The 12,852-nt window shown below is 29.2% G+C and carries 10 protein-coding genes and 1 pseudogene; 9 read left to right on the plus strand and 2 right to left on the minus strand.

Annotated elements, in window-relative coordinates:
* Positions 1–8: 8 nt before the first annotated feature.
* Positions 9–587, plus strand: a complete 579-nt coding sequence (locus IMX26_RS04735; RefSeq protein WP_195160535.1) for a helix-turn-helix domain-containing protein — start codon at positions 9–11, stop codon at positions 585–587.
* A gap of 148 nt (positions 588–735) precedes the next feature.
* Here IMX26_RS04735 and IMX26_RS04740 read toward each other — a convergent pair whose 3' ends face one another.
* Complete coding sequence (locus tag IMX26_RS04740) at positions 736–3,393, minus strand: S41 family peptidase (RefSeq protein ID WP_195160536.1); 2,658 nt, start codon at positions 3,391–3,393, stop codon at positions 736–738.
* A 407-nt stretch (positions 3,394–3,800) separates the two neighbouring features.
* Complete coding sequence (locus IMX26_RS04745; RefSeq protein WP_195160537.1) at positions 3,801–4,940, minus strand: aminotransferase class V-fold PLP-dependent enzyme; 1,140 nt, start codon at positions 4,938–4,940, stop codon at positions 3,801–3,803.
* A 296-nt stretch (positions 4,941–5,236) separates the two neighbouring features.
* On the opposite strand from IMX26_RS04745, the gene IMX26_RS04750 reads away from it, so the two are divergent.
* The 8 genes and pseudogenes from IMX26_RS04750 to vanT all read left to right on the plus strand — a co-directional run bounded on the left by IMX26_RS04750 (position 5,237) and on the right by vanT (position 12,516).
* Positions 5,237–5,842, plus strand: a complete 606-nt coding sequence (locus IMX26_RS04750; protein ID WP_195160538.1) for a LysE family transporter — start codon at positions 5,237–5,239, stop codon at positions 5,840–5,842.
* Between the two features lie 40 nt (positions 5,843–5,882).
* On the plus strand, positions 5,883–6,656 hold the full coding sequence (locus tag IMX26_RS04755) for a YdcF family protein (RefSeq protein WP_195160539.1): 774 nt from the start codon (positions 5,883–5,885) through the stop codon (positions 6,654–6,656).
* A 25-nt stretch (positions 6,657–6,681) separates the two neighbouring features.
* Positions 6,682–7,398 carry a VanR-ABDEGLN family response regulator transcription factor gene (gene vanR, locus IMX26_RS04760; RefSeq protein WP_195160540.1) on the plus strand — a complete coding sequence of 239 codons (717 nt, stop codon included), beginning with the start codon at positions 6,682–6,684 and terminating at the stop codon, positions 7,396–7,398.
* Between the two features lie 406 nt (positions 7,399–7,804).
* Positions 7,805–8,506: pseudogene (locus IMX26_RS04765) on the plus strand (HAMP domain-containing sensor histidine kinase); the annotation flags it as partial.
* A 115-nt stretch (positions 8,507–8,621) separates the two neighbouring features.
* Entirely contained in the window at positions 8,622–9,671 is a 1,050-nt protein-coding gene (vanG, locus tag IMX26_RS04770; protein ID WP_195160541.1) for a D-alanine--D-serine ligase VanG, read from the plus strand.
* Positions 9,668–10,420, plus strand: coding sequence for a D-alanyl-D-alanine carboxypeptidase family protein (locus IMX26_RS04775; protein WP_195160542.1), 753 nt, complete (start codon positions 9,668–9,670; stop codon positions 10,418–10,420). The genes vanG and IMX26_RS04775 overlap by 4 nt, the downstream gene beginning before the upstream one ends.
* On the plus strand, positions 10,411–11,100 hold the full coding sequence (locus IMX26_RS04780; RefSeq protein ID WP_195160543.1) for an acyltransferase: 690 nt from the start codon (positions 10,411–10,413) through the stop codon (positions 11,098–11,100). The genes IMX26_RS04775 and IMX26_RS04780 overlap by 10 nt, the downstream gene beginning before the upstream one ends.
* Before the next feature lie 33 nt (positions 11,101–11,133).
* On the plus strand, positions 11,134–12,516 hold the full coding sequence (gene vanT / locus IMX26_RS04785; RefSeq protein ID WP_207729320.1) for a serine racemase VanT catalytic subunit: 1,383 nt from the start codon (positions 11,134–11,136) through the stop codon (positions 12,514–12,516).
* The last annotated feature ends 336 nt before the right edge of the window (positions 12,517–12,852 follow it).

Below are 12,852 nucleotides of genomic sequence, written 5' to 3' on the forward strand. Positions count from 1 at the left end.
GTGAGTTGATGAAAGAAGTACAATCCTTAACAACAGTAGAAGAAATTCGGGCTTTTGTAGATCCTTTTAGATTAGATATTTTACGAACTTATTACAATTTAGGCAAACCAGCTACTGTTAAACAAATTGCAGATGAAATGAATGAGGTTCCTTCAAAAATTCATTACCATGTAAAAAAACTTGAAAAAGTTAATATCTTAAAACTTCATCATACCGAAGAAATTAAGGGTATAATTGCAAAATACTATTTACCAACAGCAAAGTCTTATGAAACCAAAAAAAAAGACGATAACGACCCTGAATTATTTTTAAGTGAAGCTCAGCAGATGGTTGAAAATGTAATGGATACTTATAAAAAGAAAATATTTGACATTATAAAAGATAAATATGTACGTATTTGTTATCAAAATCTGTATTTAACTGATGATGAGCTTGAAGAATTTACGGTTATGGTTGAAAGTTTTATAGACAGCCACAACACAAAAAGAGATAAAGCCAATATCAAAAAACACCCTGTTTTTTTTAGCATAATAGGAAATAAGTTTAGAAACAATACCTCTACTATATCTATTACAGAAGACCAATAATTACTACTATAAAAAAAAGGCAGCTATATTAGCTACCTTTTTTTTAATACTTATTAATAACCATTTTTTTTAATTCAAAAAGAATAATTTATATGTTTATAATTTTTTAAAAGATCTATTCAAAAATAACTGAGTGTAACGCTGTGCCCTAATTACCGCTTTCTTTTATTAACTCATACACCTTTTCCATTTGAGGATCTCTACCTTGTTTTAAATCTTCTACTGTGGTGTATACTTCAATATCAGGAAATACAGCTACATCGTCTTTTTTTGAACGATCAGGTCTTAGAGTATAAATATTAGGAACTATAAAACCAAATTCAGAAACAGGCAAATTAAAGAATTCATTTTGAGTATAACTGTCTGGCTTATTTCCAGTTGGTTCTCCTATTAAGGTAGCTAACTTATTATCTTGCCAAATAAAAGCAGAAATATTACTAGCACTAAAGTTTACTTTTGATATTAACATATATGTATTGCCATCAAACTTAATTTTTTCATCTACCTTTTTATATAACTCTGTCTCATATGGATCTTTATGATTGTATTTTGTTATATAACCAAATTCCATATATTTATGGACACCTTTGAGAAAGCCTATTGCATGTTTCATACCAAACCAGCTTCCACCTCCACAAAGTCTTAAATCATAAACAACATTCTTAACCTTTTTGTTAGCAACCTCAGTAAAGAATTTAGTTATTTCAGATATAAAATGATCATCATATATACTATTATTAATTTTTATATAACCAAGATTATGCTCTTCATCGATATTCCAAGATATCCAATCTTTATTTAAAGTAGCACTACTGCTTTTTATTTTTTCAAAAGTTAAATAGCAGGTACTAAGCTTACCATCTCTTAAATATTCAACCTCAACCTCATTTTTATCATTAATTAGCTTAAAATGATTTAATACATGTTTATATCTTATATAGTATTGACCCAAGTGCTTTACATAGTAGTCGTTTTCACTTGAAATTATTGACTTTAAATAATCAAATAGTTCTGCTGTAGTTTTTCCACCAATTTTTGTAATCTCGTCACCTAATTTAAATTGGTTTGAATCCTTATATAAATATAAACCATCGTGAAGCCATTTTAATGGTAAGTTAATTTTTTCCCTATTTTCATCTCTATAATAAATTGCAGTATGTCCATCGTTTAAAGGAGTGACAATACTATTTACTATATAATAAAATTGCTCTTTTGTTTTTGGCTGTTTTATATCCTCTTCAGCTTTAGCTAAAGCATTAACGAAACACTCGGGTACTTCTTTTTTAAATAAAGGGTGATATTTTTTTACGTTTTTAACAACAAAATTAACATCTTTGTTCATTTGCTTTGGTGATAAATAGCCCTCTGGAACTACAACAGTTTCCGTGGTACAGGCTGTTAAAAGTAGCATCGATAACAACACTAGTGTTACCGACTTAGATATTATATTTTTCATAATAACTCCTCTTGACTTTTCTTTTGTATTAATTAATTCATAAACCTTCTCCATTTGAGGATCTCTACCTTGTTTTAAATCCTCTACTGTAGTGTACACTTCATAATCTGGATACAATGCAATATCTTCATTTTTAGTTTCATCTATACGTTTTACAAAACCAGTAGAGACTTTCAGCAAATAATCAGTAACAGGCAAGTTAATTTTTTTTATCGCTGTGTAGCTAGTAGGCTTATTTCCAGATGGCTCTCCAACTAAAATTGCAAAACCATTGTCCTTAGCCATAAAAGCTCCAGTATTACTAGCACTAAAAGTATTATTTGATATTAATATGTAAATTTTTCCATTAAACTTTAAACTTTCAGCTATATTTTCCTTAGTATCCATAAGAAAGCTATTACAATCATGTACCTTATATGGATCATGCTTTACTGATATATATCCATACCAAGCATACCTCTTAACACCCCTTAAATATTCGAACATATGAGTTGTAGTAGCTACACTACCACCACCATTTTCTCTTAAATCAAAAACGATATTTTTCACTTCTTTATTAGCAACATCAGTAAAAAAACTATTTAGTTGCTTTTTGTAGTTATCATCGAATTTACAACTATTATACTTAAAATAACCCATATTTTTATCTACACTAACATTCCAAGTAATTTCATTTTTATCATCATTTCTTAAATTCATTTTTTCAATTTTTAGCTCACATTGTTTAACTTCACCATTTCTTAAAAACTCAATATGAACCCTATCAGTATTTATTAAATCAAAATTACTTAAAAAATACTCTTTATTTATGTGCCTTTCACACAATGCTTCAAGATAGTAACTATTTTCATAAGAAAAAACAGACTTAGCATAATCAAAGATTTCACTCATTGATTTGCCACCAATTCCAGTTATTTGGTCACCGATCTCAAACTCTTGAGTTTTATTGCATGCAAAAACTCCATCTTTGAGCCATACAATTGGTAAATTAATACCCATATCTTCATTATCAGGAAAAGCAAGACGAGTATGGGCGTCACCAAGTGAAGCAGCCACTTTATTTAAAATAAAGAAAAAAGACTGTTTTGTTTTAGGTTGCTTTATTTCTTGTTTTGCAACACTTAATGAGTTTACATATGATTTTGGCATTTCTTTATTAACAGCAAAAATTGGATGATACTTTTCAATTTTCTCGGTTAAGCAACACAAATCTCTCTCCATATCGCTCGTTTTTAAAATATATGGTATTTCATCTCTACTTTTAATAGTAGCTTTAGTAGACATTGCAAACATAGTAGCAACTACACATAATGAAACTACTAAAACCAATATTAGCTTTACCTTCTTCATTAAAAATCCTCCTGTTTAAGTCAGCGTGCAAGTAATGTTTTTTTCACACTTCGGTTATTGTATAGGTTAAAAAAAATCATCCCTACAATAATCTATATATTACTATTATTCCCTACAAATACTATGCACTAACTGTCTATTATCAAAATAATGATAATAAAATAACGCTCTTATTAAATTCTATCACAATCAAAGATATTATTCTATTTAAACAGGAGAAATAAATTAGCTCACTACCTGTTATATCTGCTTTTAAACATGTACCTATTTAGAAATTAATAAATGGCTTTAAAAGACAAAAGTGGCTCAGCCTAAAAAGTTTCTGAACCACTAATGAAGGTAACTCCCCACAACTCACCCTCACGTTATCCATTATTACCATTTTTTTTATTTTATATACATGTATATTAAATTTGTTTCAAATAATCTCCAATTATTAAAGTAGCATTATCAATATCATCCATATTATTGTATAAATGTAGCCCTAGTCTTATACCTTCTCTTCTATTACTTAAAAACAACTTCTGTTTGCGTGCAAAACGTACCAAATCATCTCCGTCTTCTCTATTAGCACAAACAATATGACTAAATAAAGGATTTTGATCACTCAATGCTGTTTTAATACCCAATACTTTGAGCTTTTGGTTTAACGCTTTAGCTAACTGATGTATATGTTTATAGATATTATCTACACCTATCTCAAGTAAAATATCTAGAGCACCATTCATTGATGCTAAACCAGCCAAATGAGTTGGCATAGCCATCATCTTAGCTGCTCCTGTTTTATAATAATAATCTGCATCTCCTTGACGAGTTTTAGCCTTTGGAGCAATAACATTTCTCTTATTTATTTCTATTGGAATTAAATCTTCTAAAACTTTTTTATCTATATACAAAAATCCACTACCGTAAGGTGACATTAAACCCTTATAAGCAGCAGATGCTAATGCAGAAATACCTAGTTTTTTAGGGTTTACTGGTCTAAATCCAATTGCTTGAATTGCATCTACTACTAAAAGAGCATTATGCTTTTTTGCTATTTCAGCGTATTTTTCAACCTCTAAGTATGCACCTGGATAAAAACTAACTAAGGATACTGCGATAATTTTAGTATTATCATCTACATATTTTATTAAGTCATCAGCATATGTTATTCCATTTTTACATGGTACAGTTCTAACCTCTACTCCATACCTACGTAAATGCATCCAAGGGTAATAATTACTAGGATGCTCACAAGCTGGCATCACAATGTTTTCTGTACCCTTCCATTGTATTGAATTGGCAAGTAAGTTAAAACCATGAGAAGTACAAGTAGATAAAATTATTTCATCACTACTCACCTGTAGTAATTGAGCTAATTTATTGATTACTTCTGGTTTTAGATATTTGTTTTCGATACCTTCTGTAAAGTTTTGCCATCCCAATATTGCATTTATAGCTTGTTGGCTTACATACCTTGGAACTAATCCACGGGCAGGGGTCTCTAAGTATATGTTATCTTTAGCAACCGGTGTCATTTCTCTTACATTATTTAGTGTAAACATTTAATCACCTAACCTAGCTTTACTCATAATTTGGCTATCTGAATGTAATAAATCAATATAACTGCTTTATTATTTCGATACTATAATTATTTTACCTTTTTTTCTACCTCTGTTACAACAGTGTTACTATTATGTAATTGTTTAAAAGGTATTTTGTATGTTTTTTAACAATAATTTAATATAAATTTGCCTTAAGCAAAACGATATAATTATTTTAGATTTTAGTTAAAAATAATAATAAGACTTTATAGATAAGTAAATATTTGCTATAATCCAAACATTATAGTGAGGTTTTTATGAAAATTTATATTCAGGGTTTATTATTAGGATTAGCTTATGTTGCACCAATTGGTATGCAAAATTTATATGTTATTCAAAGCGCCTTGCAAGGGCTAAAAAAACAAACTTTTTTTACAACTTTTTTTATAATTTTAAATGATATATCATTGGCGTTTGCCTGCTATTTTGGGGTAGGTAATCTATTATTGAAATTTCCTCGCATTCAGTTACCTTTGATTATAGGCGGGTTATTTGTTATGTTATATATTGCCTTTAGTTTGTGGAATAAAGATATTGAGAGTTTTAAAACTACAAAAAAATTACCTTTAAAAGTAACTTCAATATTAGCCACCTGTTTTGCTGTTACTTGGTTTAATCCTCAGGCTATAATAGATGGAACCATATTATTTGGAGGTATTCGGTCATCACTACCTTTAAATGGAGATTGGTTTTTTATATTGGGGTTTTCTAGTGCCTCAATTATGTGGTTTACTACTATTACAATTATAGTTACCTTAACAAAAAAGTCATTCACCCCAAATTTTCAATTATTATTAAATAAAATATGTGCATTAATTTTAGTGTTATTTAGTATTAGATTATTTTTAAAATTTATAATTTAATTAGAGCATATCATAGAATTTGAATTTACAGGAGAAAAACATGAATACACAACCCAGAGAGCATAAAATATTAGACTTTTCTTTTTTTATTGTAGGTATTATCTTTATAATTAACTTCTTTGCCTTATACTTATTTGATGTCGAAAACATTGGAGTTTTCATGCAGGGAACACTTGGAGTTTTTTTAGTTATACTTCCTTCAGTCCGCAAAAAGGCATTATTAACACCCAAATACTGTAAGGTTAGAAAGTTTATATTTGTTATAATAATAATAGGTACTATCTGTTATTCTGCTCTTTTAGTACCTATGGTATATAATGGAATAGCCAAAAGCTATGTTGATACAGAGTATTTACTAATTTTAGGTGCCAGGGTTCGTGGAGAAAAAATTAGTTTACCTCTTAAATTACGATTAGATAAAGGTTATGACTATTTAACTCAGTATCCTAATACAAAGGTAATAGTTTCTGGTGGTCAAGGCCCTGGAGAAGATATCACAGAAGCCCTAGCTATGAAAAGGTACTTAGAAGCTAAAGGAATAAATGAAAAAAGAATTATTATGGAAGATAAATCTACAAGTACTTTTGAGAACATTAAGTTCACAAGAGAAATAATCGACAAAATAGATAATACTGAAAAAAAGACAATATGCATTGTTACCAATGACTACCATATGTTTAGATCAAAAATGTTGGCAAGCCGTAATAATTTTGATCCTGTAGGTATTCCCTGCTCAACTTATTGGCAAAGCTATATAAGCAGTTATTTAAGAGAATCTATTGCGTTTATTAAATCATTTTTACTAGATAAATAAATCTTAAAACTGAGGTGAATTAAAAGTGAGTATTAATATTTTAGTTGTTGACGACGAAAAAGAGATAGCAGATTTAGTAGAACTTTATTTAAAAAACGAGGGTTATAAAATATTCAAATATTATAATGGTGCTGATGCTCTGCAATGTATAAAGAATAATAGACTAGACTTAGCAGTTTTAGATGTTATGCTTCCTGATATAAGTGGTTTTTCTATTTGCCAAAAAATACGTGAAAACCATCACTACCCCGTTATTATGTTAACTGCCAAGGTAGAAGATATTGATAAAATTACTGGCTTAACAATTGGTGCTGATGACTATATAACTAAACCCTTTAACCCCCTAGAAATGATAGCTAGAGTGAAAGCCCAATTACGAAGATATAAACGTTATAATATGTTTAAATCAACAGCAATATCGGCAAGTACAAATCAAAATGAATACGATTTTGCAGGGCTAATAATAAACAAAGATAAACATACCTGCTCTTTATTTGGTGAGGTATTATCACTTACTCCTATTGAGTTTTCTATACTATGGTATCTTTGTGAAAATAAAGGTAAAGTAGTTTCATCAGAGGCATTATTTGAGGCCGTTTGGGGCGAAAAGTTTTTAGATAATAACAATACTGTTATGGCACACATTGGGAGATTAAGAGAGAAAATGCACGAGAAACCTCGTAAGCCAAAATTCATAAAAACTGTATGGGGAGTAGGTTACAAAATTGAAAGTGAGCAGTAGGTTCAAAAATAAATCAAAAATATATATAAAAATTTACCTAAAATTATTAGTATCAATAGCCATAATGACTTTTGTTTTAGGTGGTATTTTTTTAGCTTTTTTTATTTTAGGACATGATCTTATTGTATGGTATAATACTAACTCTATATTTTATATAATAGGTAAACTACTAGATAATAATAGACTTTTTTTCTTTATAGTCTCCTGGATATTTTGTTTATTAATAATTATTTCTTATTATGTAAGAAAAACAATTTCTTATGTAGATACAATGACCTTAGCTATAGATAAAGTATTTACTGATGATTCTAACCCTATAAAATTACCAGATGATTTAGAGGATATCGAACTAAGGCTAAATGAAATTAAATATGATAGAAGCCAAAACCAAAAACTTGCTAAAGAGGCTGAACAGCGTAAAAATGATTTGGTGGTATACTTAGCACATGACTTAAAAACACCATTAACATCGGTGTTAGGTTATTTAACACTATTACGGGATGAAGAAAATATATCACCAAGCTTAAAACAAAAGTATTTAGAAATTGCCACCGATAAAGCTGCTCGGTTAGAGATTTTAATAAACGAGTTTTTTGATATAACACGCTTTAACTTAATGGGTTTATCACTAGAAACAACAACCTTTAACTTGGCATTTATGCTACAGCAGATTGCCTACGAGTTTAACCCATTGTTTGCAGATAAAAATCTTACCTGTAAAGTTGACGTGCCGGATGAACTTTTTATTAAAGGTGATGTAGGTAAATTAGAGCGAGTTTTTGACAATTTAATACGAAATGCTATAAATTATAGTTTTAAAAATAGTGAAATACAAATTATAGCTATTGAAAACGAAGACGGTGTAATAGTAAAGTTTGCAAATAGTGGAGACTCAATACCACAGCATAAACTTAGACATATTTTTGAGCAGTTTTACCGTTTAGATTCTTCTCGTGGCTCTCACACAGGTGGTTCTGGTTTAGGTTTAGCTATTGCTAAACAAATAGTAGAGCTTCATAACGGAACTATAAAGGCCACAAGTGAAAACGAAGTTATTGAATTTGAAATATATTTACCTTTATACACATCAGAAAATCTTAAGAATTAGTATAGAAAATATATAGCTTATATATATTTAAAACAAATAAAAAGCCTTATTTATCTTAGTACAATTAGTTTACTAAGATAAATAAGGCTTTTTTTAAAAAGGTAAGGTGTAAAAAATGAAAAAAAAGAGAATAGCAGTAATCTTTGGAGGTCACTCAAGCGAATACTCTGTTTCATTACAGTCTGCTTCAGCAGTAATTCAAAATATTAATCAAGAAAAATATGAAACATTACTTATTGGCATTACTAAATATGGTAATTGGTATAAATATAATGGTAACATTGCAAATATCTTAAATGATAGTTGGTATAATCCTATAGATTGTGTTCCTGCGCTTATATCTCCAAACCGCGGATCTTCTGAAATAATTGAATTAAATAGTAAAGCCGTTATTCGACATAAGGTAGATGTTGTATTTCCTATTTTACATGGCAAATTTGGTGAAGACGGTACTTTGCAGGGCTTACTTGAACTTAGTGGCATACCTTATGTGGGTTGTGATACACTCTCCTCTGCTCTATGCATGGATAAAGATTTAGCTCACATAATTGCTAAAGTTGCTGGTGTTAAAATACCAAACTATATTGTCATTAATAAAAACACTTCAATAGTGGAAGTAATCCACAAAATAAAATCTTTAGAATACCCTCTTATTGTTAAACCCGCTAAAGCTGGTTCTTCATTCGGGATTACTAAAGTCGATAATGAAAAAGAATTATCTTTAGCCATTAAAACAGCCTCAATACACGACAAAAAAATTGTGATTGAAGAGTTTATAAAAGGATTTGAAGTAGGTTGTGCCATTTTTGGTAATGATAAATTAACTATTGGTGAGGTTGATGAAATAGAGTTAAGTAAAGGATTCTTTAATTATACAGAAAAATATAGCTTGCAAACTTCTAAAATTCATTTACCAGCAAGACTAAATAAAAATATTACTAATAAAGTTAAAAACACAGCTTTAAAACTCTATAAGGCATTACAATGTAAAGGATTTGCTAGAGTAGATATGTTTGTTACACCTACTGGAGAAATAGTATTTAATGAAATAAACACTATTCCTGGATTTACCACTCATAGTAGGTTTCCTAATATGCTAAAGGGCATTGGTTTGGGTTTTACTGAAATAATTGATAACTTAATAGATTTGGCATTACAACAATGAAAACAATTCAACTAACCCAAAAGAATATATTCTTAGGCAACCTTATTCTTGTAAATGCTAATAACCCTATTAATGATCAATATTACAGTATTGTGCACGATTTAATGCCCTTGCATAGCATAATAGAAAATATATCACTTACAACACAGGCCAGCCAACAATTACTAAAATTGCTGCATGCTTGTAATGGTGTTAATAAAATTATACCTATTAGTGGTTACAGATCTTTATATGAGCAAATTAAAATATTAAATGATTGTTTATCCGAAAATGGCGCTGAATTTACAAACAAGTATGTAGCTAAACCAAACTGTAGTGAACATCAAACTGGCTTGGCAATAGATGTAGCAAAAAACAGTAATAATATAGATTTTATTTGTCCTAACTTCCCTTATACTGGTTTTTGTCAGCAATTTAGAGTAGAGGCGGCTGAGTATGGATTTATAGAGCGATATCCCAGTAACAAAGAGCATATAACAGGTATTGCTGCTGAGCCTTGGCATTTTAGATATGTAGGTTTTCCGCACTCTAAAATTATGTACGAAAATGGTTTTACACTTGAAGAGTACTTAGACTTTATTATGCAGTATAACGTTAGGAATCCTTTTGTTTATACAAATAAACAAAATAAAATTGAAATAAGTTTTATTAAAATATATGACTCTGCAATGTTTCTTAATGTACTAGATAAACCTTTTCAAATCTCAGGAACCAACACAGATGGGATTATATATACACAATGGACTTAGAAAACAAATACAGTTACGGTGGCATAGACTGCTTTCGCTTAATAGCAGCCATACTAGTAATTGCCGTACACACATCTCCATTGTTAAACATTAGTGGTTATGCTAATTTATTATTAACAAGAATCATTGCCAGAGTTGCAGTACCATTCTTCTTTATGACTACAGGTTATTTTATGTATCAAAAAACCTCTGTTAAAGATTTTAATATCAAAAGACATTTAATAAAAATAGGCAAAGTATATGTATTAGCAATAATACTTTACCTGCCTATAAATGTTTATATGGGCTATTTTTATCATAATAATTTGTTACTAAAAATAGTAAAAGATATTCTTTTAAATGGCACATTATATCATTTGTGGTTTATGCCAGCTCTTATGACTGGTATCTGTATAGTGCATTATCTACTTAAAAAATATAGTTATTATAAAACATTCATAGTAGTTACAATCTTATATTTTTTTGCTTTGCTTGGAGATAGCTACTCTATACTAATGCAAAATTCATACTTTTTACATGCAATATTTACTAGGGTATTTATAGTATTTAATTATACACGTAATGGTATTTTATTTGCTCCACTTTTTATTTTTATGGGCGTAACTTTAAGTAAAAAAAATAAACATGTTAAAAAAACATGTAAGTTGGGTTTAACATTATCCTTTAAACTCTATAGTTGAGGGCTAATTCTGCACAATTAACTCTACCATTACATGATAGTATGTTTTGCTTTAATACAACAATTCTTTTTGTACCAGCTTATTTTAACAGTACACATCACAATACCAAAAATATTAAGAAGAATGTCCCTAATTATTTACCTAATACATCCTCTAGTTATTGTATTAATAAGGGCTTTTGCAAAAATAATTAACAATGAATATTTAGTTGATAATAACTTAGTTTTTTTTGTTTTAGTAACAATTTTATCTATTTTTATCTCTTATATTTTTTGCAAAATTACAGAAGATAAACAACCTCAAAACCTAAAAAGCAGGGCTTGGGCTGAAATAAACCTTAAAAATCTACAGCATAATTATCAAGAAATAAAAAATATCTTACCCAACTCATGTGAATTCATGGCTGTGGTAAAAGCCAATGCTTATGGACATGGGTCAATAAAGGTTGCCAAAACACTACAAAAATTAGGATGTAACAGCTATGCTGTAGCCTCTATTAATGAAGCAATAGAGCTACGAAAAGCGCGTATTAAGGGAGACATATTAATACTCGGCTATACTAGTATTAATGACTTATATAAGCTTAATAAATATAACTTAATTCAAACAGCTGTAGATTATAATTACGCTAAGCAACTTAACAGTTTTAACAATAACATTAGAACTCATCTTAAACTAGATACTGGCATGCATAGATTAGGAGAAGATTATAAACACATAAAAACTATTGAAAATATGCTTAAATTGCCGAATATAATAGTAGAAGGAATTTACACCCACTTATGCGTGGCAGACAGTTTGTCTGTTTATAATATCAAGTACAGTGAATTCCAAATAGAAAATTTTTATCAGGTACTTCAAAAACTAAAATCACTTGGCTTAAAAATTCCTAAACACCATATTCAAAGTAGTTATGGGGTTGTTAACTATCCTGAACTAAAATGTGATTACGCTAGAGTAGGTATTTTTTTATATGGTAGTAAAAGCCAAGTAAAAGATGAAGTTAAAATAGAGTTAAATCTAAAACCATTATTATCAGTTAAAGCCCGTATTTCTGCAATAAAAAAAATACCAGCTCATCAACCTATAGGTTATGGCAGAAAACATATACCTATAAAGGATAGCACAATAGCCACCTTAACTATAGGATATGCTGATGGCATACCACGCAATCTTAACAATGCCTACGTGCTTGTTAAAGATCAAAAAGCCCCAATTATTGGGCTAATTTGCATGGATCAAATGACTGTTGATATATCAAATATAAATAATGTAAACCAAGGAGACATAGTTACTATACTGGGGGTAGATATAAATAAGGAAATAAGCGCTTTACAATTAGCTACTAGCGCAAATATTATAACAAATGAATTATATAGCAGACTAGGGGAACGTTTAAACAGGATTTACGTCTAACTAATAGCTTTTGTAAGAAAATTGTATGATTTGTTTTTGAATTTCTTAAAACTTAATTAACTAAATAATAATAACTAACTGAATCATTTGTAGTAAAATATAAATATAGACAGCAACCAAAATAACAAAAAGACAACAAGGAAAGAGGGCGTTTATTATTAGCAAGAAGCTGAAAGTTTTATTTGCATTTATCTTAACCTTAACCCTAACCCTTATCTACAAAACTGCAAGAAGTTAACAATAAATTATATTATTTGTTTTTTTAAGGTAAGATATTTTCTTACACAATAATTCTTATAATACGATTGTTCTATATATACAACAGCACCCAATAAA

The sequence above is a fragment of the Clostridium sp. 'deep sea' genome (assembly GCF_014931565.1).
In the GTDB taxonomy this organism is placed as follows: domain Bacteria; phylum Bacillota; class UBA994; order PWPR01; family PWPR01.

Coding starts and splice junctions, on each gene's coding strand:
- IMX26_RS04755 (WP_195160539.1), top strand. CDS start 5,883: ATGAATACACAACCCAGAGAGCATAAAATATTAGACTTTTCTTTTTTT.
- IMX26_RS04740 (WP_195160536.1), bottom strand. CDS start 3,393: ATGAAGAAGGTAAAGCTAATATTGGTTTTAGTAGTTTCATTATGTGTA.
- vanT (WP_207729320.1), top strand. CDS start 11,134: ATGATAGTATGTTTTGCTTTAATACAACAATTCTTTTTGTACCAGCTT.
- IMX26_RS04775 (WP_195160542.1), top strand. CDS start 9,668: ATGAAAACAATTCAACTAACCCAAAAGAATATATTCTTAGGCAACCTT.
- IMX26_RS04780 (WP_195160543.1), top strand. CDS start 10,411: ATGGACTTAGAAAACAAATACAGTTACGGTGGCATAGACTGCTTTCGC.
- IMX26_RS04750 (WP_195160538.1), top strand. CDS start 5,237: ATGAAAATTTATATTCAGGGTTTATTATTAGGATTAGCTTATGTTGCA.
- IMX26_RS04745 (WP_195160537.1), bottom strand. CDS start 4,940: ATGTTTACACTAAATAATGTAAGAGAAATGACACCGGTTGCTAAAGAT.
- vanG (WP_195160541.1), top strand. CDS start 8,622: ATGAAAAAAAAGAGAATAGCAGTAATCTTTGGAGGTCACTCAAGCGAA.
- IMX26_RS04735 (WP_195160535.1), top strand. CDS start 9: ATGAAAGAAGTACAATCCTTAACAACAGTAGAAGAAATTCGGGCTTTT.